General features: G+C 31.2%; 22 protein-coding genes. 20 read left to right on the top strand and 2 right to left on the bottom strand.

Annotation, left to right across the window (positions count from 1 at the left end; all coding sequences use genetic code 11):
• Nucleotides 1-163 precede the first annotated feature (163 nt).
• Both ACFQ0S_RS06815 and gpmI read left to right on the top strand, forming a co-directional pair.
• Entirely contained in the window at nt 164-2,575 is a 2,412-nt protein-coding gene (locus tag ACFQ0S_RS06815; protein ID WP_379759689.1) for a DUF5916 domain-containing protein, read from the top strand.
• 122 nt (nt 2,576-2,697) lie between these two features.
• Nucleotides 2,698-4,215, top strand: a complete 1,518-nt coding sequence (gpmI, locus tag ACFQ0S_RS06810) for a 2,3-bisphosphoglycerate-independent phosphoglycerate mutase (protein ID WP_379759692.1) — start codon at nt 2,698-2,700, stop codon at nt 4,213-4,215.
• A gap of 34 nt (nt 4,216-4,249) precedes the next feature.
• Here the strand turns inward: gpmI and ACFQ0S_RS06805 are convergent, their stop codons facing one another.
• Nucleotides 4,250-5,524, bottom strand: a complete 1,275-nt coding sequence (locus ACFQ0S_RS06805) for an acetyl-CoA hydrolase/transferase family protein (RefSeq protein ID WP_379759695.1) — start codon at nt 5,522-5,524, stop codon at nt 4,250-4,252.
• Between the two features lie 184 nt (nt 5,525-5,708).
• Here ACFQ0S_RS06805 and ACFQ0S_RS06800 point away from each other — a divergent pair, with 184 nt between their 5' ends.
• The 13 genes from ACFQ0S_RS06800 (at nt 5,709) to ACFQ0S_RS06740 (ending at nt 19,103) form a co-directional block, all read left to right on the top strand.
• Nucleotides 5,709-6,353, top strand: a complete 645-nt coding sequence (locus ACFQ0S_RS06800; RefSeq protein WP_379759698.1) for a leucine-rich repeat domain-containing protein — start codon at nt 5,709-5,711, stop codon at nt 6,351-6,353.
• A 22-nt stretch (nt 6,354-6,375) separates the two neighbouring features.
• Nucleotides 6,376-7,143 carry a DUF2490 domain-containing protein gene (locus ACFQ0S_RS06795; protein ID WP_379759701.1) on the top strand — a complete coding sequence of 256 codons (768 nt, stop codon included), beginning with the start codon at nt 6,376-6,378 and terminating at the stop codon, nt 7,141-7,143.
• A gap of 26 nt (nt 7,144-7,169) precedes the next feature.
• Entirely contained in the window at nt 7,170-7,844 is a 675-nt protein-coding gene (locus tag ACFQ0S_RS06790; RefSeq protein WP_379759704.1) for a TetR/AcrR family transcriptional regulator, read from the top strand.
• A 5-nt stretch (nt 7,845-7,849) separates the two neighbouring features.
• Entirely contained in the window at nt 7,850-9,508 is a 1,659-nt protein-coding gene (locus tag ACFQ0S_RS06785) for a peptidase domain-containing ABC transporter (RefSeq protein ID WP_379759707.1), read from the top strand.
• A 5-nt stretch (nt 9,509-9,513) separates the two neighbouring features.
• Nucleotides 9,514-10,863 carry an HlyD family secretion protein gene (locus tag ACFQ0S_RS06780; protein ID WP_379759710.1) on the top strand — a complete coding sequence of 450 codons (1,350 nt, stop codon included), beginning with the start codon at nt 9,514-9,516 and terminating at the stop codon, nt 10,861-10,863.
• A complete protein-coding gene (locus ACFQ0S_RS06775) occupies nt 10,863-12,257 on the top strand; it encodes a TolC family protein (RefSeq protein WP_379759713.1) in 1,395 nt (464 codons plus the stop codon). Before ACFQ0S_RS06780 ends, ACFQ0S_RS06775 begins: the two co-directional genes overlap by 1 nt.
• 42 nt (nt 12,258-12,299) lie before the next feature.
• A complete protein-coding gene (gene map, locus ACFQ0S_RS06770) occupies nt 12,300-13,118 on the top strand; it encodes a type I methionyl aminopeptidase (protein WP_379759716.1) in 819 nt (272 codons plus the stop codon).
• A 109-nt stretch (nt 13,119-13,227) separates the two neighbouring features.
• A complete protein-coding gene (locus tag ACFQ0S_RS06765) occupies nt 13,228-13,602 on the top strand; it encodes a GxxExxY protein (protein WP_379759719.1) in 375 nt (124 codons plus the stop codon).
• Between the two features lie 19 nt (nt 13,603-13,621).
• Nucleotides 13,622-14,395: a class I SAM-dependent methyltransferase gene (locus ACFQ0S_RS06760; RefSeq protein ID WP_379759722.1), complete on the top strand. Its 774-nt coding sequence runs from the start codon at nt 13,622-13,624 to the stop codon at nt 14,393-14,395.
• Between the two features lie 87 nt (nt 14,396-14,482).
• On the top strand, nt 14,483-15,733 hold the full coding sequence (locus ACFQ0S_RS06755; protein ID WP_379759928.1) for a type IX secretion system plug protein: 1,251 nt from the start codon (nt 14,483-14,485) through the stop codon (nt 15,731-15,733).
• A gap of 79 nt (nt 15,734-15,812) precedes the next feature.
• The gene (apaG, locus tag ACFQ0S_RS06750; protein ID WP_379759725.1) at nt 15,813-16,199 is read left to right on the top strand and encodes a Co2+/Mg2+ efflux protein ApaG; all 387 of its coding nucleotides are present in this window, start codon (nt 15,813-15,815) and stop codon (nt 16,197-16,199) included.
• Nucleotides 16,200-16,391: 192 nt separating this feature from the next.
• Nucleotides 16,392-18,020 (top strand): L-glutamate gamma-semialdehyde dehydrogenase, encoded by a 1,629-nt coding sequence (pruA, locus tag ACFQ0S_RS06745; protein WP_379759728.1) that lies wholly within the window; start codon nt 16,392-16,394, stop codon nt 18,018-18,020.
• Between the two features lie 96 nt (nt 18,021-18,116).
• Complete coding sequence (locus ACFQ0S_RS06740) at nt 18,117-19,103, top strand: T9SS type A sorting domain-containing protein (RefSeq protein WP_379759731.1); 987 nt, start codon at nt 18,117-18,119, stop codon at nt 19,101-19,103.
• 11 nt (nt 19,104-19,114) lie between these two features.
• Here the strand turns inward: ACFQ0S_RS06740 and rsmG are convergent, their stop codons facing one another.
• Complete coding sequence (gene rsmG / locus ACFQ0S_RS06735) at nt 19,115-19,744, bottom strand: 16S rRNA (guanine(527)-N(7))-methyltransferase RsmG (RefSeq protein WP_379759734.1); 630 nt, start codon at nt 19,742-19,744, stop codon at nt 19,115-19,117.
• A gap of 106 nt (nt 19,745-19,850) precedes the next feature.
• Between rsmG and ACFQ0S_RS06730 the strand changes: the two genes are divergently transcribed.
• From ACFQ0S_RS06730 to ACFQ0S_RS06710, 5 genes are all read left to right on the top strand, one after another.
• A complete protein-coding gene (locus ACFQ0S_RS06730; RefSeq protein ID WP_379759737.1) occupies nt 19,851-20,951 on the top strand; it encodes a fatty acid desaturase family protein in 1,101 nt (366 codons plus the stop codon).
• A 24-nt stretch (nt 20,952-20,975) separates the two neighbouring features.
• Nucleotides 20,976-22,178, top strand: coding sequence for a pyridoxal phosphate-dependent aminotransferase (locus tag ACFQ0S_RS06725; protein WP_379759740.1), 1,203 nt, complete (start codon nt 20,976-20,978; stop codon nt 22,176-22,178).
• Nucleotides 22,179-22,224: 46 nt separating this feature from the next.
• Nucleotides 22,225-22,575 carry a DUF6370 family protein gene (locus tag ACFQ0S_RS06720; protein WP_379759743.1) on the top strand — a complete coding sequence of 117 codons (351 nt, stop codon included), beginning with the start codon at nt 22,225-22,227 and terminating at the stop codon, nt 22,573-22,575.
• A gap of 80 nt (nt 22,576-22,655) precedes the next feature.
• Nucleotides 22,656-23,231: a Crp/Fnr family transcriptional regulator gene (locus ACFQ0S_RS06715; protein ID WP_379759746.1), complete on the top strand. Its 576-nt coding sequence runs from the start codon at nt 22,656-22,658 to the stop codon at nt 23,229-23,231.
• Nucleotides 23,232-23,309: 78 nt separating this feature from the next.
• Nucleotides 23,310-24,023, top strand: coding sequence for a pirin family protein (locus ACFQ0S_RS06710; protein ID WP_379759749.1), 714 nt, complete (start codon nt 23,310-23,312; stop codon nt 24,021-24,023).
• Nucleotides 24,024-24,079 lie beyond the last annotated feature (56 nt).

The following is a 24,079-nucleotide window of genomic DNA, read 5'->3' as shown; positions in this document are numbered from 1 at the left end:
AATCGTTAAGCACAATATAATTCATAGTAGAAATCTTATAACAACTTCATTTTATGTTTGAGAAAGAAATTTCAATAGATAACGAGACTTCATAAAATATATTTTTATTATAATTGTGTTTATCGATATATTAGTTATTTTTGTAGGATTAAGCATGTTTTTTATGACTAACTTTCGCTTATTAGTAGTGTTTTCTTTTGCTCTATTTCATTTAAAATCTTTCGGTCAAAAGAAAGTTTTACGTGCAATAACTTCGGGGAATATCACTGTAGATGGAAAGTTTGATGAACCTATTTGGGATTATGCACCAATAGCGACTGATTTTGTTATGTTTTCTCCAGATAATGGAAAACCCATTTCAAAAGAGAAGAAGACTGAGGTTCAAATAGTTTACAACGACAATGCCATCTATATTGCTGCAAAAATGTATGATGATGAACCCAATAAAATTCTTAAAGAAATAACCCAAAGAGATAATTTTGGAACAGCTGAAAACTTTGGGATTTTCATAAATGGCTTTAATGACAGTCAGCAAGATTTTAGATTTTATGTTAGCGCAGCAGGAGTTCAAGCTGATTGTATTTTTACAAATCAAAACGATGAAGATTTTACTTGGGATGCCATTTGGGAAAGCAAAGCAAGAATGACCGATTATGGCTGGGTAGTAGAAATGAAAATTCCATATGCAGCATTGCGTTTTTCAAACAAAAAACAACAAACTTGGGGTATTAATTTTTACCGCGAAATTCGTAGAGACAGACAAGCTTATACTTGGAATTTTATAGACGCTACTATAGATAACGAAAGTGCTCAATCTGGTATTCTAGAAGGTGTTGATGATATAGAAACTGCAACACGATTGTTTTTTATTCCATATTCGTCCTTTTATCTCAACTCCAATGATTCACAAAAAACTCTAGGACAATTCAAAGGAGGATTAGATATAAAATATGGTATAAGTGACGCTTTTACTTTAGATGCAATTTTAGTGCCCGATTTTGGACAAGTAAAATTTGATAATGTAATACTAAATTTAACTCCTTTTGAACAACAATTTACAGAAAACCGCCCCTTTTTTACAGAAGGAACTGATTTGTTTCAAAAAGGTGATTTATTTTACTCTAGAAGAATAGGCGAAAATAATGCATCAGTCCAATTAAACGATGATGAGGAAATTGTTGAAAATCCAAATTCAATCAATTTATTAAATGCTCTAAAAATTTCAGGTCGATCAAAAAGCGGTCTAGGTGTTGGGGTTTTAAATGCTATTACTGAAAAAACAGATGTTTCTATAAAAGACAATAATACCAATCAAACAAGAACCTCATTATTAGAACCACTAGCCAATTATAATGTTTTGGTTTTAGATCAACGTTTTAATCAAAATTCTTCCGTTTCTTTCGTAAATACTAATGTGACTCGTAATGGAGAATTTCGAGATGCTAATGTTTCGGCAGCCGTTTGGGATCTAAATACCAAAGCCAACACTTACAATATAAGCGGTGATTTTAAGTATAGTTTTATTAATCAATCAATAGCCAATAACAAAACCGGTATAAACACTTCGCTGAACTTGGCTGAAACTTCTGGAAAATTCCGTTACGGAATTGGAGGAAAATACATTTCGAAAGATTTTGACAGTAATGATTTAGGGATTTTATTTCAAACTCATTTTCATTCGCTAAATGCTAATGTAAGTTATCGTATTTTAAATCCTACAAAAAAATTCAACACCTTTTTTACTAGACTTAATCTTTACAGTGAATTTGAAAACAGAACAGGACTACTTCAAAATGGCAATATCGATTTAAGTATTGAAACAACAAGTCGTAAAAATGATTATTTAGCATACGGCATTTCTGCATCTCCCCTAAAAACCAATGATTTTTATGAACCCAGAAGTTTTGATGATTCTAAATTTTTAACTAATCCTGAAAGCATTCGTTTTTGGACTTATTTTTCCTCTAATTTTAACCGACGTTTTGCTGTCGATTTAAATGCACAATATAGAATTTTAAACGAAAAAAAGAGAGTAAACTATAGATTACTTTTTAACCCTAGATATCGTTTCAACAACCATTTTACATTGGTATACGAACTTGATTTTTTAAGGCAAAACAATAATGTTGGTTCAGCTCAAGATTTTGATGATTTAAGCGTATTTACACGACGCGATGTAATTTCGTATGGCAATGCGCTTCAAGGAAAATATGCTTTAAACCATAACATGACTTTCAATTTATCAATTCGCCATTATTGGGCATACGCAAAAAACAGACAGTTTTTAACCTTGATAGACGATGGTTCCGTAGTTGATAATTTAACGTATAACAAAAACATAGACTCCAATTTTAATACTTGGAATCTTGATTTGTCTTACACTTGGTGGTTTGCTCCTGGCAGTCAAATTTCAGTATTATACAGAAACTTTAATCTTTCTACTTTTACACAAGGAACTGATTTTAGTAAAGAACTTGGCAGAAATTTTAGTGATGCTATTAGGAATGATAATCTAGACCATATTTTCTCTGTAAGCATTCGCTATTTTATTGATTACAATTATTTGAAAAGATAATCCTTTTCCCTCTAAATAATTATCAAATTATCAATGGTAAATTTCATTCAAAAAAATTAAAATGCTTTATCTTTGTTCATTCTAAAACTAGGTTCATAAACCTATGAAATAAATAAAATACAATGAACAAAAAAGTAATTTTAATGATTCTTGACGGATGGGGTAAATCTCCAGACCCTAAAGTTTCAGCTATAGACAATGCGAATGTGCCGTTTATAAATTCGCTCTACACTAAATATGCAAGTGCACAATTAAGAACTGATGGTTTAAATGTTGGTTTACCCGAAGGTCAAATGGGAAACAGCGAAGTAGGCCACATGAATCTTGGTGCAGGAAGAATTGTATATCAAGATTTAGCCAAAATAAATCTAGCGGTAGAGCACAAAACATTAAATCAAGAACCTATACTTGTTGAAGCATTTCAATATGCAAAAGACAAAAATGTAGACGTACATTTCCTAGGATTAGTTTCAGACGGCGGCGTGCATTCCCACACTTCGCATCTTAGAGGATTAATCGATGCAACACAAGATTTCGGATTACAAAAAGTATTTGTTCATGCTTTTACTGACGGTAGAGATGTTGATCCAAAATCAGGAAAAAAATACATTCAAGATTTAGAAAATTATATAGCAAATACTCCTGTAAAATTAGCTTCTGTAATAGGTCGCTATTATGCGATGGATAGAGATAAACGCTGGGAAAGAGTTAAACTGGCCTATGATTTATTAGTAAACGGAACTGGAACTCATTCTAAAAACGCGGTTGAAAGTATCGAAGAAAGCTATAAAAATAATGTTACTGATGAGTTCATTAACCCAATTATTGTAGTGAATGAAAACGACAAACCATTGGCAACCATAAAAGAAAATGATGTTGTTATTTTCTTTAATTTTAGAACCGATAGAGGAAGAGAACTAACAGAAACGCTTTCTCAAAAAGATTTTCACGAACAAAACATGCATAAACTCAATTTATATTATGTTACGTTAACTAACTATGACGAAACGTATCAAAATGTAAAAGTTGTTTACAACAAAGATAACATAACCGAAACATTAGGCGAGGTTTTAGAAAAAGCAGGCAAAAAACAAATTCGAATTGCCGAAACAGAAAAATATCCACACGTGACATTCTTTTTTTCTGGCGGTAGAGAATTGCCTTTTGAAGGCGAAAGTAGAATTCTTAAAAACTCTCCCAAAGTAGCTACCTACGATTTACAACCCGAAATGAGCGCCTACGAATTAGCCGATGCCTTAGTTCCAGAGTTGAATAAAGGTGAAGTAGATTTTGTTTGTCTGAATTTTGCAAATGGAGATATGGTAGGACATACAGGAGTTATGCAAGCAGCGATAAAAGCATGCGAGGCAGTAGATAAATGCGTCGAAAAAGTAGTAACGGTTGCTTTAGCAAATAACTACACGACCTTAATCATTGCCGATCATGGGAACTGTGAAACTATGATTAATCCTGACGGAAGCCCAAACACCGCTCATACGACAAACCCAGTTCCTATAATTTTGGTTGACAATGAATTAAAACAAATTCACGATGGCGTTTTAGGCGATTTAGCACCAACTATTTTAGATTTAATGGGAATTGAAAAACCAGAAGTAATGACAAGACATTCGTTACTTTAAATTATAAAAGCTCCAATTTGGAGCTTTTATAATTTTATATTGCATTTACTAAATTAAAATACCCCTTTTCAATCGACTCTTGATGATTAGGGTGAGCAATTTTGACCATTTCAGCCGCTCGTTGTTTAAGGGTTTTTCCATACAAATCGGCTATGCCATATTCAGTAATAATGTATTGTACATGCGCTCTGGTAGAAACTACGCCAGCTCCCTGTTTAAGAAAAGGAACTATTCTACTTTCACCTCTTTTAGTTACAGATGGCAAGGCAATTATCGCTTTACCGCCTGGGCTTAAGGATGCTCCTCGAATAAAATCCATTTGACCACCAACGCCAGAATACATTTTTCCTCCTATAGAATCAGCACAAACCTGACCAGTAACATCAACTTCAATTGCCGAATTGATAGCTACCATTTTAGGGTTTTTCCTAATTCTTGCAGTATCATTAACTATTGACGATTCTTTCATTTCAATAAATGGATTGTCATTTACAAAATCATACAATCTTTTTGAACCGACTAAAAAAGTTGCCAATGCACGTCCTCTTGAAGTTCCTTTATAGTTACAATTGATGACATCATTTTTAATCAAATCTATAACTCCATCAGAGAACATCTCTGTGTGTAAACCTAAGTTTTTATGGTTCGTTAATTTGGTTAATGCAGCATTTGGAATAGAGCCAATACCCATTTGCAAAGTACTTTTATCTTCAATCAAAGAGGCAATATAGGTTCCTATTTTATCTTCCAAAGGAGAAATGGCATCCATTTCGTGACCAAAAATTGGCAAATCAACATCTACTAAATAATCAATCTCTGAAACATGTAAAATTCCATCGCCAAAAGTTCTTGGCATTTGAGGATTTACTTGAGCAATAACCGTTTTTGCATTTTCAATTGCAGCAAGTGTAGCCTCAACCGAAACTCCAAGCGAACAATAGCCGTGAATGTCTGGTGGCGAAACATGAATAAAAACAACATCCAAATGCAATACTTTTTTACGAAATAAATAAGGCAATTCACTCAAAAAAACTGGAGTATAAGAACCATTCCCAGCGGATAATGTATGACGTACATTTCTACCTATAAAAAAAGAATTTACATGAAAACTTTCGGCCAACTCAGGATTAGCATATGGAGCTGGCCCCTCAGTGTGTAAATGGCAAACCTCTACATTTTTTAACTCTGAAGCTCTTTCAGAAAGTGCTTTTGTTAAAATTGTAGGACAAGCTGCAGCAGCTTGAACATAAACTCTATTGTTTGATTGAACAATTTTTACAGCCTCTTCTGCTGTTACGTACTTTCCCATAATTCATTTAATTTTAATCAAAAATAGAACTTAAATGAGAATTTAAACATGATAAAACTCATGTCTTAAATTTTTATAGAATGATTCTTTTAATAGTTATAAATAAAAGTTAAAATTTCATTATTAATAGTAATACTATTATATTTGTACGGTAAAATATTACTTAAACTCTAAATGTTAAATTATGAAAACTATATATTTATTTATTTTTGTTTTGAGTTTGTTAAATCATAACCATTCAATAGGTCAAGTAGATTCTCTTGCAATCAAAAAAGAATATGTCAATATTGAAGAGGCTTTAAAAAATCCTGAAAAAGTATTTCGATTAAATTTAAGTAATCAAAAAATTGAAATTAAATCTATTTCATGGGATAAATTCGTTAATTTAGAATATTTAAGTTTTAAAAATGACCATTTAAAAGAGGTGCCTAAAGAAATTAAAAATCTAAAAAAATTAAAAGTTTTGGATTTGAGCGGTAATGATTTTAAAATATTACCTAAAGAATTTAGTCAACTTTCAAATTTAGAAGAACTTTTCTTAAATGATGAAAAAAACTTAAAGTTAGAGGAAAATATAGAGGTAATAAGTTTGTTACCACATCTTAGGATTCTACATTTAGAAAATGACAATCTCAAGCATTTGCCTAAAAACTTTTTCAAACTCAAAAGTATTGAATCTTTATATTTAAATAATAACTTCTTTAAAGAAATTCCAGTAGAAGTAAGAGGGCTAAATCAGTTGAACTTTTTAGATTTAAATAATAATAAAATCAAGCATGAACTTCAAGATATAAAGAATTTAAATTTTGGATTTAAAATAAATTTTTAAAAACTAGCTATCGATAAGCATCATGAAATTAAAGTTTTTAGCACCCTTGTTATTAGTTTTTATAAGCGGTTTTTCTCAAAACACTAGAATTACTGACAATAATTCTATAGGATGGTACACATTTACAGGTTCATTCAAGCTAAATCAAAAATTCGGAATCCATTCAGAATACCAATGGCGTAGAGATGAACTGATTACAAATTGGCAACAAAGCCTTTTGAGGGTGGGAGTAAATTATCAACTGAATCAGAAAATTCAACTTCGTTTGGGCTATGCTTGGATAGAAACCTTTCCTTATGGAGATATTCCTTTAAATAGTTTTGGCAAAGACTTTACTGAACATAGAAGTTTTCAAATGGCTACAATAAGTGACAAAGTTTCTGTTGTAGATCTTTCACATCGATTTATGTTAGAACAAAGATGGGTAGGACGATATAGCACTGCTAATTTAAATTCTGAAGACGATTATCTCTTCATGAATAGACTTCGATATATGTTTAGAGCTCAAATTCCTTTGAAGGGAAAAACGATTGTCGACAAAACTCCCTATTTTGCTATTTATGATGAAGTATTCATTGGTTTTGGCGAAAATGTAAACGAAAATGTATTTGATCAAAACCGATTGGGTTTAGTTTTTGGCTATAGATTTAACAAGACTTTTCGAATAGAAGCAGGCTATTTAAATCAAATTTTACAATTGGGACGAGAGGAATCTGGCAGAAATGTATTTCAAAACAATAATGGCATCATTGTAAATACTGTATTTAATTTTGATTTAAGCAAAAAATAATTTTAAATAATTATTCAATAATCCATATGGAACATTTATTAGCAAATATAAAAATTCAAGTCAACAGTAAAATCTATGTAAAAGATCCTGAAACTTCTGTATTAGGAAAAAAAATCATTCAACAAAGTATACTACTTATTGACGAAATTGGTTTTGAAGAATTTACCTTCAAAAAACTAGGTGACTTGATTGGCTCTAACGAAAGTTCTATTTATAGGTATTTTGAAAATAAACACAAATTATTAGTTTATCTTTCCTCGTGGTATTGGAGTTGGATGGAGTATCGATTGGTTTTTGCTACAAATAACATCTTTGATTCTTTTGATAAGCTAAAAAAAGCAATTACTATTGTAACTGAAAACATAGAAGACGATTTTAAAACAGAACATATAAACGAATCTATTTTAAACAAAATAATTATTACGGAATTCACTAAAACACTTCACAACAAAGAAGTTGACAACGAAAATAAAGAGGGATTTTTTATCATTTATAAAAGAGTGATAAATAGAATGGTCATAATGATTAAAGAAGTAAATCCAAATTATATATTTGCTAAAAGTTTAGCTTCAAACATTGTTGAAGGAGCATTACATCAACATTTTTTAAAAAATCATTTAAAATCAATAACGGATTGTAATGAAATAGTAAGCCCGACCCATTTTTATATCAATTTAGTTGAAACAACGTTAAAAAAATAAATAGAATGACACCATTAAAACGATTTTATGACCTTTTAAGTTTAGATAAAAAAGATGTAACCCAAATCTTTTTTTATGCAATTTTTTCAGGATTAGTAAGCCTTTCTCTTCCGCTAGGTATTCAGGCAATTATAAACTTTATTCAGTCAGGAAGAATTAGTACTTCTTGGATAGTATTAGTATTCTTAGTTGTACTCGGTGTTGTTTTTGTAGGGATTTTATCTTTAATGCAATTAAGAATTACTGAAAATTTGCAACAAAAAATATTTGTTCGCTCTTCATTCGATTTTGCATATCGATTGCCTAAAATTAAATTTGAAGACATTTATAATATATATCCGCCTGAGTTAGCCAACCGTTTTTTTGATACTATTTCAATTCAAAAAGGGACATCAAAATTATTAATTGATTTTTCGGCAGCATTATTACAAATACTTTTTGGAATTATCTTGCTTTCTTTATACCATCCTTTTTTTATTGTTTTCGGACTGTTTTTAATAATTTTATTGTACTCTATATTTAAGTTTTCATATAAGCCAGGACTAGAGAGCAGTTTATATGAATCAAAATACAAGTATAAGGCTGCAAGTTGGCTTCAAGAAATTGCTAGAAATAATTTTAGTTTTAGAAAACAAATCAATTTTGATTATGCTTTGCAAAAAAACGACCATTTAGTAAGCGATTACTTATCCTATCGCGAAAAGCACTTTAATGTTATAAAGAGGCAATTTACCCAACTAATTATTTTTAAATCGATAATTACAGCAAGTCTTTTGCTAATTGGTGGTTTTTTAGTTATTAATCAACAAATGAACATAGGACAATTTGTCGCTGCAGAAATTATTATTTTGTTAGTAATTAATTCTGTTGAAAAAATAGTAGTCGGACTAGAAACTTTTTACGATGTCTTGACATCAATAGAAAAAATTGGTCAAGTAACGGATATGAATATTGAAAAAGAATCTGATAAAATCATAACTGACTGTTTTGTAAATATTTCAATTGAAACTGAGAATTTAAAATTTAAATTTCCAAACGCAACAGAAAATGCATTAAACAATATTACATTATCTGTAAATCAAGGAGAAAAAATTATTATCAATGGAGAAAACGGATCAGGAAAGACTACTTTAATTCGATTGCTTTCTGGGCTTATTCAACCCACATCTGGATCATTTACAATTAATGACGACACCTTTAATAAAATCGATTTAAAACAATATCGTTCTCATATTGGCTCAATCATTCAAGGAGAAACACCTTTTGAAGGAACTATTTTAGAGAACATTACTTTTAATAATCCAGCAATAACTCAGGAAGACATAAAATGGGCTCTAGATGCGGTAAAACTCACTCCCTATGTAAAAACCTTAAACAACGGATTAGATACGCTTATTTTTCCTGAAGGAAAACAATTGTCGTCTTCAAATGCTCAAAAAATTCTTTTGGCTAGAAGCATTATTAACAAGCCCAGAATACTGTTTTTAGAAGACCCTATAGATAAAATGGATGAAAAAGCGGCAAATGAAATTATTGATTTCATGATGTCTAGCAAAAATAAATGGACAGTTATTGTTTCGTCTAAAAACAAACATTGGCAAAATAATTGTTCAAGAGAAATCATCATGAATGAAGGAGAAATTATTAAAGACCAAAAAATATAATAATTATGCTTAATTTATCACAAATAAACAAAACAGATCAAAAATTATTAGGTCAATATTCTACAATTAAAAATTTAGCAAACAGACCTCATTATAAAATTTTAAATCGAATAATCATTATCTTTTCGATTATTGCAGTGCTCTTTTTATTTGTTCCTTGGACACAAAACATTTCAGGATCTGGAGCCGTAACAACATTAAAGCCCAATCAAAGACCACAAACCATACAGTCACTAATTTCTGGGAGAATTGAAAAATGGTATGTTCAAGAAGGTGATTTTGTAAAAAAAGGAGACACCATTTTATTTATATCTGAGATAAAAGAAGATTATTTAGACCCTAATTTAGTAAAAAATACTAAAGACCAAATGGATGCAAAAAAAATGTCAGTTGAGTCTTATTCAGGAAAAGTCACCACTTTGTCTTCTCAAATACAATTTATTGAAAATGAAAAAAGATTAAAACTAGAACAAGCACGAAATAAAATTCGTCAGTCTATTTTAAAAGTAACTAGTGACAGTATCGATTTAGTTGCGGTTAAAACTCAAGTTAAAATTGCAAATACCCAATTTAATCGTGCGGTTCAGTTAAATAAAGACGGTCTTAAACCATTAACTGATGTCGAAGAAAAAAGATTAAAATTACAAGATGTTGATGCCAAAATAATTACTCAAGAAAACAAACTTTTAACAAGTAAAAATGAATTAATAAATGCTAGAGTAGAGATAAATAGAATTATTGCTGAGTATGACGAGAAAGGTGCTAAAGCAAGAAGTGACCAGTTTACAGCATTGAGTAATCAGTTTGATACAAAAGCTCAAGTAAACAAACTCGAAAATCAATATGCTAATTACAGTATACGAAACGGAATGTATTATATTAAAGCACCTCAAAATGGGTATGTAAACCGTGCATTACAATCTGGAATTGGAGAGAACATAAAAGAGGGAACTTCAATTGTAAGTATTATGCCTTCTAATTATGATATTGCCGTAGAAACTTTTATTACTCCATTAGATTTACCACTAGTAAAAAAAGGAGAAAAAGTTCGTGTCTGGTTTGATGGATGGCCTACAATAGTATTCTCAGGTTGGCCTGACATGTCCTACGGAACCTTTGGAGGAAAAATAGTTGCAGTAGAAAATTTTATCAGTGATAATGGTAAATTTAGAGTACTAATTGCACCTGATAAGGATGAAGAAAAATGGCCAAAACAATTAAGTATAGGTGCTGGCGCACAAACAATAGCATTATTAAACGATGTCCCTATTTGGTTTGAGTTATGGAGAACCTTAAATGGTTTCCCGCCAAACTATTACAATCCAACTACAAAAACATCAAAAGAAAAAAAGTAATGAGGCAGGTTGTTGTAGTTTGTTTATTGTTTAGCATTTCGGCTTTTTGTCAAGATATTGACCAAAAGCTAAAAGAATTGAGCTATAATGAATATTTAGGATTTGTAAAAAAATACCATCCTTTAGTAAAAAATGCAAATTTAGAGATTAATAAAGCACAAGCTAATTTGATGATGGCTCGTGGTGGTTTTGATCCAAAAATTGAAGTTGATTTTAGCCAAAAACAATTCAAACAAAGTGAATATTTTTCTATTTTAAATAGTAGTTTTAAAATTCCAACTTGGTATGGAGTAGAAATTAAAGCAGGATTTGATAATAACGAAGGCGTTTTTTTAAATCCAGAAAATACTGCTCCAAATCAAGGATTAACTTCGTTAGGAATTTCAGTTCCATTAGGACAAGGCTTATGGATCAATCAACGAATGGCCGATTTACGAAAAGCAAAAATGCAAATCCGTTTAAGCGATGCTGAAAGAAAGCTTCAGGCTATTGCGGTATTTTATGATGCTTCAATTGCTTATTTTAATTGGAAAAGAAGCTTTAATGAGCTAAAATTATATGAAAATTTTACAAAAAATGCTCAAATTCGATTTAAAGGCATTCAATCTTTAATTAGAGAAGGGGACAAACCTGCAATTGATAGTGTAGAAGCCGGAATTATTGTAAAAAACAGGCTACTTAGTCTAGAAGATTCTAATTTAAAGTTAACTAAAGCTAAATTAGAACTTTCTAATTTTTTATGGCTCGAAAACAATATCCCTTTAGAACTTTCTGACGGTATTATTCCAGAGTTACAATTAGACAATACTATACAAGAAACTTTGAGAACCAATGATTTGTTGAACAGTGATTTCTCGATAGAAAACCATCCCAAAATTAATGCATTACAAAGCAAAATAGATATTCTAAATGTAGACAGAAAACTTAAAGCTAATATGTTATTACCAAAAATAGATGTCGGATATTCGTATTTATCAGAACCTAGTTATTTTGATGATTATCGGTTTGAAAATTATAAAATAGGTATGAACTTTTATTTTCCTTTGTTTTTAAGAAAGGAAAGAGGAAGTCTAAAAATAGCTAAATTTAAAGTTCAAGAAACGCAATTCACTCTAGATTTAGAAAGAGTACAGCTGAACAATAAAATTAATGCCCAAAAATTCGAAATACAGTCTCTTGTTAAACAAAGAGATTTTGTAAAACAATTGGTTAATGACAATTCAATAATGTTAAACTCTGAAGAACGTCTTTTTAATTTTGGCGAAAGTTCACTTTTTTTAATCAATACTAGAGAAAATAATTTAGTTTCCTCAAAATTATCTGAAATAGCAATAGAAAATCGATTCTATATTTCCAATTCAGAGTTGTTTAAAATCATGGCAAATCCAGATTAAATGATATAAAATGGTTACTTTTGCCGCTTGTAAAATGCTATTATGATTATTCAAAAAACACGAGAGCAAATAGAATTAATGCGTGAAAGCGCTTTAATTGTTTCAAAAACTTTAGGGATGATTGCCAGTGAGATTAAACCTGGCGTTTCTACTTTATATCTTGACAAACTTGCAGAAGAATTTATTAGAGATCATGGTGCCGTACCTAGCTTTTTAGGTTTATACGGTTTTCCGAACTCTCTTTGTATGAGTCCAAATGCACAAGTGGTTCACGGAATTCCAAACGATAAACCCTTAGAAAGTGGAGACGTAATCTCAGTTGATTGTGGTGCTTTTAAAAATGGTTTTCATGGCGATCATGCCTATTCATTTGAAATAGGAGAAGTCGCTGAAGAAACTAAAAAGCTTCTTAAAGTAACCAAAGAAAGTTTATATGTTGGTATTCGAGAATTTAAAGCAGGAAATCGTGTAGAAGATGTAGGCAATGCGATTCAAAAATATACCGAAAATCATGGTTATGGAGTAGTTCGAGAATTAGTAGGCCACGGTTTAGGACAAAAAATGCATGAAGATCCTGAAATGCCAAATTATGGAAAAAGAGGGCGAGGCAAACTTTTTGTTGAAGGAATGGTGGTAGCAATAGAACCCATGATAAATATGGGGACTCGAAATATTAAACAACTTAAAGACGGCTGGACTATACTTACTGCAGACGGAAAACCGAGTGCGCATTTTGAACATGATGTTGCGCTAATTGACGGTAAGCCAGAAATTTTATCGACTTTTGCCTATATTTATAAAGCGCTAGGTATTGAAAGCACTGAAGAAGATGAGTTTAGAAAAGTACCATTAAAATTATAACCAAATTTTTATAAGCAATTTTAATCTTCAACACAGATTTCACCTATTGTCACAGATTTTTTTGTAGAAATTTTACCAAATAAGAACTTAAGTTTAAAGATGTTAAATTATGGATGAATTTTATTTAAAGGATGAAACCTATAAAATAATTGGTTTATGCATGGAAGTTCATACAATACTTGGTAAAGGTCATAGTGAAAATATATATGGGGATGCTTTGGAATATGAATTTAAATTAAACAATATCCCTTATGTAAGGGAAAGAAAATATAATATCGAATATAAAGATATTGTTTTAACTCGATATTATTTCTCCGATTTTACAGTTTTTGATGAAATTATTTTAGAACTAAAAGCAATTCAACAACACACAAATAGCGAGATAAAGCAAACTCTTAATTATCTTGCAGCTTCAAAAAATAAAATTGGATTACTGATTAATTTTGGGGAAGATAGTTTAAAGTACAAAAGAATCATTCTATAATTTTAATCTGTGAAAATCTGTGAAATCTGTGTTTAAATTTATTCTCAATACCATTCCTCGTCCACTATTAATCCGGTTGAGTTATATTGCGCGTCCAATTCTTGCATTTATACTTAAAGGAAACAAGTATACCGATCCAATAGACGGAAAAAGTTTTAATCAATTTTTACCCTATGGGTATGGCACACAAAGAAACAATGTACTTTCTCCAAGTACATTATCGCTTGAAAGGCATCGTTTACTTTGGCTTTATTTAAAAACTGAAACCGATTTTTTTACTTCAAAAACAAAAAAGAAAGTGTTGCATTTTGCTCCTGAACAAGCTTTCTATAAAATATTCCGAAATCAGGAAAACTTAGACTATACCACAACCGATTTATTATCGCCTTTAGCTGACGTCAAAGCTGACATTTGTAATTTGCCTTTTGACGACAATTCATATGATATTATTTTTTGCAATCATGTTTTAGAACACATTCCAGATGATACAAAAGCAATGAAAGAATTGTTCAGAGTTTTAAAACCTGGAGGAATGGGAATTTTTCAAATCCCGCAAGACTTAACAAGAACTACTACTTTTTCAGATGACACTATTACAGATCAGAAAGAACGTTCTAAAATATTTGGACAATACGATCACGTTCGAATATATGGCCTAGACTATTTTGACAAGTTAAGAAGTATAGGTTTTACAGTTGTGGAAGAAGATTATACCAGAAAAATAAGTACTGAATTAGTCGATAAATATTGTTTGGCAAAAGGAGAAATTATCCCTGTTTGTTTTAAAAAATAATTTTAAAGACAATAAAATTTCAAAAACTCAATTTTTTTTAGGTATATTTATTGTTATATTTACAGTTCATAATATCATTTATTTATGATGAATAACTTAAGAATAACTTTAATCGTATCCTTTTTTTTAAATGTAACTTTTGGACAAATCGAAAAAGAAGTTGTTGCTCCCTACAACATTAAAACAATTTCCTTTGTTCAAAACGCACAAAATACTATTCCAATATTTAAATTAGGAGATTCTTTTCAGTTGCAATTTGACGATTTGTATGGTAATGAAGCTAATTATTACTACAAATTCGTGCATTGTGATTATGATTGGAAACCATCACAACTTTCAATAAATGAATATTTGAGAGGTTTTGATGAAATTAGAATACAAGACTACATAAATTCATTTAATACACTTCAACTCTATTCTCATTATAGAATACAGTTTCCAAATAAAAACACTAGTTTATTAGTGAGTGGAAATTATATGATAAAAATTCTAAACGAAGAACGTGAAGTAGTATTTTCAAGAAAATTTATCTTGTACGAAGATTTAGTTTCTGTACCCTTGCAAGTAAAAGTGGCTAGAAATGTAAAAGATGTAAATGCAAAACACAATCTCGATTTTGCAATAAAATCAACAGACATTGTTTTCCAAAGTCCAATAAAAAACGTAAAAGTATTATTGCTTCAAAACGGCAAATTTAGTACTGCAATTACTGATGTAAAACCTATGTATACTATTGGCAACGACCTAATTTACAAATATGATGCTGAAACCCAATTTTGGGCTGGAAACGAGTATCTGTTTTTTGAAAACAAAGATATCAGAGGCGCTAACAACAGCATAGGACGTATTGAATCTGGAGGAGGAACCTACAACGCCTATCTATATACAAATAATGCAAGAGGTAAAAACCCATATACCTTTTTTCCAGACGCCAATGGTAATTTTATTGTAAAAAACATAAATGCTGAAAATAATGAGATAGAAGCTGATTATGCTTGGATATTCTTCAGTCTTTCTGCTCCTTCCTATTATGGTAAAGATGATATTTATGTTAGTGGAATGTTCAACAATTTTGCGCTAATTCCTGAATATAAAATGGACTATAATGAAACTAAGGGTATTTATGAAAAAGCAATTATGATAAAACAAGGCTTTACTAATTATGAATATGTTATTGCCGATAAAAGTGGTAAAGTTGATGCTGAAAATGCTATTGACGGGAATTATTTTCAAACAGAAAGCAATTATTTTGCAATTGTTTACTACCGAGAAAACAATCAGCGCTATGATCGAGTAATTGGAAAAGGATCTGCATCATCCATAAACATAATTAATTAATCAATTCATAAATTTAATCTAGAATTTACGTTTTGAAAAGTAATTTTCGTAGATTTGTACTGATAAATAGCATATTACAATGGTTTCGCAAATAACACGAGGTATAAAAATTTCAGTTTTGACGACTTTTGAAGGTACATACTTCAAAAATCATAAGATTCATTTTGCCTTTAGTTATGAAATTACTATCGAAAATCAAGGTAAAGATTCTGTACAACTCATTTCTCGTCATTGGGAAATTTTCGATTCTCTAAACAATATAGAAATTGTAGATGGTGAAGGAGTAATTGGTCAAAAACCAGTTCTAAAATCAGGGGAATCGCATACCTACAGTTCAGGTTGCTTACTTTCCTCTCCTTTTGGTTCTATGAAAGGTCATTTTAATATGGTAAATTTTACCACAACTAAAAATTTTAAAGTAATCGTTCCTTCTTTTAAACTGAGTGCGCCTTTTGCATTGAATTAATTTCTTCAAGAAAAGGAAAATTTTAATTTAAAAAGGAAATGATTCTCAGAATTGCGATTTCGCCTTCAAATTATCAAAATATCCTTTGTACTTTTGTTTAAATTTAAATAATTCATACTATTTGAATTAAATCATCATATAATTTTCACTTGAGGGTAAATCCCAAAATAAGCGAAGCTAAATTCAAAAGATATGCTAAAAGGATTTTTTCATGTACCAAAAGCAGTTAACGAACCTGTAAAATCGTATGCTCCAAATTCTACAGAAAAAGCTAATGTTCTTGCAGCTTACAAAGAAATGTGGAATTCTAAAATTGAAGTACCTCTCTATATTGGTAGCGAACAGATAAGAACTGGTAATACCAGAAACATGACAGCGCCGCACGATCACAAACACATCGTTGGAACCTATCATATTGCAGAAAAATCACACATAGAACGCGCCATTACAAATGCTCTTGAAGCAAAAACAAAATGGGCAAATTTGGCTTGGGAACAACGAGCGGCCATTTTCTTAAAAGCTGCCGAATTAATTGCTGGCCCTTACAGAGCTAAAATAAACGCCGCAACAATGATTGCGCAATCTAAAAACATATACCAAGCAGAAATAGACGCTTCATGCGAATTGATTGACTTTTTACGTTATAATGTAGAATTCATGACACAAATTTATAATGACCAACCAAAATCAGATTCTTTGGTTTGGAATCGTTTAGAATACCGTCCGTTAGAAGGTTTTGTATATGCAATTACCCCTTTTAATTTTACGGCCATTGCTGCAAATTTACCTGCAAGCGCAGCTATGATGGGCAATGTTGTGATTTGGAAACCAAGTGACAGCCAAGTTTTTTCGGCAAAAATTATTATAGATGTTTTCAAAGAAGCTGGTGTTCCAGATGGCGTTATAAATGTTGTTTTTGGTGATGCGCAAATGATTAGCGATACCGTCTTTGCAAGTCGTGATTTTGCTGGAGTTCATTTTACGGGTTCTACGCATGTTTTCAAAGACATCTGGAAAACCATTGGAACCAATATTCATCATTATAAAACCTATCCTAGAATCGTAGGCGAAACTGGCGGAAAAGATTTTATTGTTGCGCATCCAAGTGCGAATGTAAAACAAGTGGTTACAGGTATTGTTCGTGGTGCATTTGAATTTCAAGGTCAAAAATGCTCCGCAGCTTCTAGAACATACATTCCTCAAAGTTTATGGAACGAGGTGAAATCGCAATTAATTTTTGATGTAAAATCATTAAAAATCGGCTCTCCAGAAGATTTTGGTAATTTTATTACTGCTGTTATTCACGAGGGGTCGTTTGATAAATTAGCAAAATATATTGATCAAGCAAAAGCAGATTCTGATGTAGAAATTATTGTTGGAGGTAATTATGATAAATCTGTTGGTTATTTTATTGAACCAACAGTTATTGTGACTACAAATCCAAAATACACTACAATGGAAACAGAATTGTTTGGCCCAATAGTTACCATTTATGTATATGAAGATGCTAAATGGGCAGAAACACTACGATTAGTTGACCAAACTTCAGAGTATGCTTTAACAGGAGCTATTTTTAGTCTAGATCGATATGCTATTGAGGAAGCTACAATTGCCTTGCAAAATGCTGCAGGAAATCTCTATGTTAATGATAAACCAACAGGAGCTGTGGTAGGAATGCAACCTTTTGGAGGCGCAAGAGCTTCAGGCACCAATGACAAAGCGGGTTCGGCACTAAACTTATTACGTTGGGTTTCTCCAAGAACAATTAAAGAAACTTTTGTTACACCCGAAGATTATAGGTATCCGTTTTTAGGAGAATAATTTTTTTTAAAATCCAACTTAAAAATTGGGCTTTTTTTAATGTATAAAACACACATATTCTTTTGTATATTTGGTTTCCTTTTAATGGCTTAAATTATGAATCTAAAATTGCTTCTTTTACTTGTGTTTTTTTCAACTTTAAGTTATGCACAAGTTCCTATTAGTGCTTATTTTACAGGAGCTACAGATCCGTCTGTTTATGATATAGTAACCTCAAGTGTTCCGCTTGATCAAACTGCTTCAGGCGCAAATTTAGTTTGGGATTTTAATCAACTAACTAAAGTCGGAGAATCTATTGATTATATTTCATCTCCTACAGCTTCTGAAATAACTACTTATCCTAAAAGCACAACAATAGTAGCTAATGCCACATCCAAAATTTATTACTCAAAAGCAGCTAATGCACTATCAATAACGGCTTTGAAAAATAACGATTTAGAATTAAATTATATAACTAATAATGCTACAATAGGTAATTTTCCGTTAAATTATGGCTATTCTAATACTGATACAACTGCCGGAACCTTCATTTACGGTATGTATTTAGGAACTTTTACAGGCACAATTACAACATCTTTTGATTCGTACGGAATTCTTAATAACGGAACTTCTGAAAAAGATGTATCTCGGCTAAAAACAGTGCAAAACATTTCTTTTAATTATGGCATATTAACCAACGTAGGGACCGCAATACAAACCACTTATAATTATTATGATGCTACTAATGGGTCCAATAGTCTTGTATTCAGAAACACTACCTTAACTGTAAATGTTCCTTTACTGGGAATTAATCAAACTATAAACCAAATCGAGCGATTTAATACGATGCTTTTAGGAACTAATGACAACACATTACAATCAAGTTCCATACAAATAATTCCGAATCCAATTGAAGATGTTTTGAAATTTACCACCAATCTTAAAATAAACTCTATAAACATATCTGATATACATGGAAGAGTAATATTTGAAAGTAATGTTATAAAAAACGTTATAAATCTAGCCCATTTACAAAGAGGCGTATATTTTGTTACTTTCAATACTGATAAAGGTTTTCAAGTTCGAAAAATAATCAAAAAATAATTTTTTATGTTTTATAGTTTAAATTTCAAAGGCAAATGCACTACTTTTTTCGTTTCAAAAAATTCGGCATCAAAAAATTCCGAAATATTGTATTCGATGGCGTTAGGGAACAGCTTCAACTCTTCAGTTAAATCGCCTCCTTTTAAGTAAAGTATACCGTTTTTCAACTCATGTTTTTGTTGTTTTTTGATTTTATCTTTTATCCAAGAAACAAAATCAGGCATATTCGTGACGGCGCGACTAACAATAAAGTCAAAATCACCTTTCACATTTTCGGCACGAATTTGTTCTGCTTTAACGTTTTTCAATTCTAAAGCTTCGACAACAGCTTTTACTACATTTATTTTTTTCAGAATCACATCTATCAAATAAAATCTGGTTTCTGGAAATAAAATCGCTAACGGAATACCCGGAAAGCCTCCTCCAGTTCCCACATCTAAGATGTACGTTCCAGGTTCAAACTTTTGAATTTTAGCTATAGCCAACGAATGAAGTACGTGTTTTGTATACAATTCATCAATATCTTTTCGTGAAATTACATTAATTTTCGCGTTCCAATCTTGATATAAATTAGATAATCTTTCAAATTGTTCTTTCTGAACATCCGTTATTTCGGGAAAACACTTAAGAATTTCTTCCATTCTTTATTTTTTTAACAAAAGTAATACTTTACAGTTGAAATATTTATATCAATTTTGGCAAACAAAAATTTATAATAATTACCTTTGTCTTTTTATATAAAAAAATATGAATAATACCACCCCAACTTTTGCAAAGCAAGATAACCTAAAGTTTTTTAGAACTTTAAACACTAAAGTCAATAATTACTTCAAAGAAAACAATATCCAAAAAACAGGAAATTGGAGATTGCATTTAAAAACAATTATTCTTTTTACTGTGTTTTTAACTCCTTATTTTTTAATCATAACATTGACTGACATGCCTTTTTGGTTGTTTTTTATATTGTCAATTGTTATTGGAATTGGAATGGCAGGAATTGGAATGAATGTTATGCATGATGGCAATCACGGGTCATACTCTAATAAAAACTGGATTAATAAATTCATGGGAGGAACCATCTATATTTTAGCGGGTAACGTATACAATTGGCAAGTTCAACATAATGTTTTACACCATACTTATACTAATATTCCTGGCCATGATGAAGACTTAGATGCTGGTCGTGTCATTCGATTTACCAAAAATGCAAAATGGTATAATTTTCATAAATTCCAGCACTATTATTCTGTTTTCCTTTATGGTTTATTGACTTTCAATTGGTGTTTGACTACCGATTTTAAACAGATGAAAGCGTATCTAAAAAGAAACCTTTCTTATGGTGAAGCTAAAAAGCCAAAAATACTTTGGACAACTCTAGTAATTACAAAAATTATTTATTTTTCGGTTTGGATTGTACTTCCAATAATTTTAGGCGTTATATGGTGGAAAGTTTTAATTGGTTTTTTTGCTATGCACTACACTGCAGGATTAATTTTAAGCATCGTATTTCAATTGGCGCATATCGTAGATGAAACAGTAAATCCGCATCCTAATGAATCCGGAGAAATTGAAAACACTTGGGCTATCCATCAATTGTTTACCACCGTTAATTTTGCTCCAAAAAATTGGATCGTAAATTGGTATACTGGAGGCTTAAATCACCAGATAGAGCATCATTTGTTTCCAAATATTAGTCATATTCATTATAGCAAAATAGCACAATTTGTAAAAGAAACAGCTCAAGATTGCAATTTACCTTATCATGAATACAAAACAATGAGAAGTGCCGTAATTGCACATTTTAGACATTTAAAAGATTTAGGATTAAAACCAGAATTAACCTCATAATTAAGCACATAAATATATTTTAAAATGAATCCATTATCAGATAGAATTAACAATCTAGCTACATCACAAACATTAGCCATGGCTGCTTTAGCCAGAGAATTAAAAGCACAAGGAAAAGACATTATAAGTTTAAGTTTGGGTGAACCCGATTTCAATACGCCTGATTTCATTAAAGAAGCTGCAAAAAAAGCAATAGATGAAAATTACAGCACCTATTCTCCAGTAGAAGGATATGCAGAATTGAAAGAAGCTATTTGCAGAAAATTCAAAAGAGACAACGGATTAGATTACAAACCATCACAAATTGTGGTTTCGACAGGAGCAAAACAATCTTTATATAACATTGCACAAGTGATGTTAAACGACGGTGATGAAGTAATTTTGCCAGCACCTTACTGGGTTTCTTATTTCGAAATCGTAAAACTATCTGGAGGAGTTCCAGTAGAAGTACCAACTTCTGTAGATACTGATTTTAAAATTACTCCTGAGCAATTAGAAGCAGCAATTACTCCAAAAACAAAAATGATGTGGTTTAGTTCACCTTGTAACCCAAGTGGATCTGTTTATAACAGAGAAGAATTAACTGCATTAGCAAAAGTATTAGAGAAATATCCAAACGTTTATGTTGTCGCAGATGAAATTTACGAACATGTCAATTTCTCAGGAACTTTTTGTAGCATCGGTTCTATTCCAGGAATGCTAGAAAGAACCATTACCGTAAACGGAGTAGCAAAAGCATTTGCCATGACGGGATGGCGAATTGGATACATTGGCGCACCAGAATTTATCGCAAAAGCCTGTACAAAAATACAAGGACAAGTAACGAGTGGTGCTAATAGTATTGCTCAACGTGCCACTATAACGGCTGTTGATGCTGATCCATCAGTATTGAAACACATGGTTGATACATTTCATAGCCGCAGAGATTTAGTAGTAGGATTGTTAAAAGACATTCCTGGAATTAAGATAAACGTTCCAGAAGGTGCTTTCTACGTTTTTCCAGATGTTTCATCTTTCTTCGGAAAAACACTAAAAGGAACTTTTATTAAAGATGCGAATGACTTTTCTATGTATTTATTAGCAGAAGCTAATGTAGCTACTGTAACTGGTGATGCATTTGGAAATCCAGATTGTATCCGTTTTTCATACGCTACAAGCGATGATTTATTGAGAGAAGCTTTACGAAGAATAAAAGATGCCGTAACAAATTCAGAAGTATTAGTATAAACACAAAGCCTCAAGAAATCTTGAGGCTTTTTCAATTTTTTTAATCATGAAAACAATAATTACATTAGTATTCGTTTTATCTTTTCATTTTATAAATGCTCAAGATGTTAAAAAACCAGTAGAATCACAAATTGTTGAAGTTTCTTGTGGACAATGTCAATTTGGGATGAAAGGTAAAAAAGGATGCGATTTAGCCGCACGTATTGATGGCAAATCCTATTTTGTCGACGGAACAACCTTAGATAATCATGGAGATGCACATGCAAAAGATGGTTTTTGTTCTACGATAAGAAAAGCCGAAGTTGTTGGTGAAGTAAAAAACGACCGTTTTGTTGCAACATCATTCAAATTGCTTCCTGTAGAAGATCACGATGACCACAAAGGTCACAATCATTAAAAAATTTACGGTCTTGAAATAAATGTCAAGACCGTTTTTTTATGCTCTAATTTCACAAACTTTTATTGTATTTTTGAAATATGAGCTTGATTATTCAAAACATTTCAAAACACATTTCTTTAACCCAAGAAGAAGAGTTCTTATTTCTGTCTAAAACCCAAATTCTAAACTACAAAGCTAAAACCATTATACTTCATTCTGGAGAAATTTGTAAACATTCTTATTTTGTCAATAACGGATTATTACGAAGTTTTAATATTAATAATAATATTGTAGAACATGTTTTGCATTTTGCCTGTGAAGGTTGGTGGATTGGTGACATGTATAGCCTGATATCGCAAAAACCAGGCAATTTATTTATTGAAGTATTAGAAGATGCCGAAGTCGTTTTATTATCAAAAGAAAACCAAGAACAATTGTATATCGAAATTCCTAAACTAGGACGCTTTTTTAGAATATTAACCGAAAATTCGTTGGTTTCAAATCAAGAACGATTGATGGATAATTTAAGTTTATCTGCAGAAGAACGCTTCGAAAAATTTTGTAAAAAATACCCAAGCCTGATTCAAAAAGTTCCTCAAAAACAAATTGCTTCCTATATAGGCGTAACCCCGGAGTTTTTTAGTAAGATGAAAAGTAAAATGTTGCGAAAATAATTTCTTAATCTACATTAAGCGACTTTCGAATATATCAGTTATAAATTTGTATCACAATAATTACTAAATTTATTTTATATGAAAAATACAGTTTTACACAAAGCAAATACCAGAGGCCATGCCGATCACGGTTGGTTAAACGCGTATCATAGTTTTAGTTTTGCCAGTTGGTACAATCCAGAAAGAGTTCAGTTTGGCACTTTACGAGTTTTAAACGACGACACTGTTGCTGCAGGCATGGGCTTTGGAACGCATCCCCATGACAATATGGAAATTATTACCATTCCTTTAGAGGGCGATTTAGCACATAAAGACAGTATGGGAAATACCGAAACTATAAAAACAGGTGAAGTTCAAGTAATGAGTGCAGGAACTGGAATTCAACACAGCGAGTTTAATCCGAATCATGATAGACATACTAAATTGTTTCAAATATGGTTGTTCCCAAAAACTAGAAATGTAGCCCCTAGATACCAACAAATAAAGTTAGATGTAAGAGAACAAAAAAATAATTTTGCCCAAATTCTTTCCCCAAATGCAGATGATGAAGGTGTTTGGATACATCAAGATGCTTGGTTTCATTTAGCTGATTTTGATGAAGGCTTTTCTAAAACATACGAATTAAAAAAAGCTGGAAACGGAATGTATGTCTTTGTAATTTCAGGAAATATAGCTGTAGACAGTCAGGAATTAGAAACGCGTGACGGTTTAGGAATTACAGATTTTAAAAATTTAGAAATAAAAGCTTCAACTGATGCAAAGTTTTTATTGATGGAAATTCCTATGGAATAATAACCTATTATAAAAACAATAATAATTTTTAGTTAAATTAGAGAACCTTGAACTTT

The organism is Flavobacterium myungsuense (assembly GCF_042677265.1).
Lineage (GTDB): Bacteria > Bacteroidota > Bacteroidia > Flavobacteriales > Flavobacteriaceae > Flavobacterium > Flavobacterium myungsuense.
Note: the sequence above shows the minus strand (reverse complement) of the source record. Positions and strands in the feature narration are given on the sequence as shown.

Excerpts from the sequence above, each read along its gene's own strand:
- ACFQ0S_RS06725 (WP_379759740.1), top strand. The coding sequence starts at position 20,976 with ATGAATCCATTATCAGATAGAATTAACAATCTAGCTACATCACAAACA.
- ACFQ0S_RS06785 (WP_379759707.1), top strand. The coding sequence starts at position 7,850 with ATGACACCATTAAAACGATTTTATGACCTTTTAAGTTTAGATAAAAAA.
- ACFQ0S_RS06765 (WP_379759719.1), top strand. The coding sequence starts at position 13,228 with ATGGATGAATTTTATTTAAAGGATGAAACCTATAAAATAATTGGTTTA.
- ACFQ0S_RS06790 (WP_379759704.1), top strand. The coding sequence starts at position 7,170 with ATGGAACATTTATTAGCAAATATAAAAATTCAAGTCAACAGTAAAATC.
- ACFQ0S_RS06715 (WP_379759746.1), top strand. The coding sequence starts at position 22,656 with ATGAGCTTGATTATTCAAAACATTTCAAAACACATTTCTTTAACCCAA.
- ACFQ0S_RS06795 (WP_379759701.1), top strand. The coding sequence starts at position 6,376 with ATGAAATTAAAGTTTTTAGCACCCTTGTTATTAGTTTTTATAAGCGGT.
- apaG (WP_379759725.1), top strand. The coding sequence starts at position 15,813 with ATGGTTTCGCAAATAACACGAGGTATAAAAATTTCAGTTTTGACGACT.
- ACFQ0S_RS06780 (WP_379759710.1), top strand. The coding sequence starts at position 9,514 with ATGCTTAATTTATCACAAATAAACAAAACAGATCAAAAATTATTAGGT.
- ACFQ0S_RS06720 (WP_379759743.1), top strand. The coding sequence starts at position 22,225 with ATGAAAACAATAATTACATTAGTATTCGTTTTATCTTTTCATTTTATA.
- rsmG (WP_379759734.1), bottom strand. The coding sequence starts at position 19,744 with ATGGAAGAAATTCTTAAGTGTTTTCCCGAAATAACGGATGTTCAGAAA.
- gpmI (WP_379759692.1), top strand. The coding sequence starts at position 2,698 with ATGAACAAAAAAGTAATTTTAATGATTCTTGACGGATGGGGTAAATCT.
- ACFQ0S_RS06815 (WP_379759689.1), top strand. The coding sequence starts at position 164 with ATGACTAACTTTCGCTTATTAGTAGTGTTTTCTTTTGCTCTATTTCAT.
- ACFQ0S_RS06775 (WP_379759713.1), top strand. The coding sequence starts at position 10,863 with ATGAGGCAGGTTGTTGTAGTTTGTTTATTGTTTAGCATTTCGGCTTTT.
- pruA (WP_379759728.1), top strand. The coding sequence starts at position 16,392 with ATGCTAAAAGGATTTTTTCATGTACCAAAAGCAGTTAACGAACCTGTA.
- ACFQ0S_RS06800 (WP_379759698.1), top strand. The coding sequence starts at position 5,709 with ATGAAAACTATATATTTATTTATTTTTGTTTTGAGTTTGTTAAATCAT.
- ACFQ0S_RS06740 (WP_379759731.1), top strand. The coding sequence starts at position 18,117 with ATGAATCTAAAATTGCTTCTTTTACTTGTGTTTTTTTCAACTTTAAGT.
- map (WP_379759716.1), top strand. The coding sequence starts at position 12,300 with ATGATTATTCAAAAAACACGAGAGCAAATAGAATTAATGCGTGAAAGC.
- ACFQ0S_RS06710 (WP_379759749.1), top strand. The coding sequence starts at position 23,310 with ATGAAAAATACAGTTTTACACAAAGCAAATACCAGAGGCCATGCCGAT.
- ACFQ0S_RS06755 (WP_379759928.1), top strand. The coding sequence starts at position 14,483 with ATGAATAACTTAAGAATAACTTTAATCGTATCCTTTTTTTTAAATGTA.
- ACFQ0S_RS06805 (WP_379759695.1), bottom strand. The coding sequence starts at position 5,524 with ATGGGAAAGTACGTAACAGCAGAAGAGGCTGTAAAAATTGTTCAATCA.
- ACFQ0S_RS06730 (WP_379759737.1), top strand. The coding sequence starts at position 19,851 with ATGAATAATACCACCCCAACTTTTGCAAAGCAAGATAACCTAAAGTTT.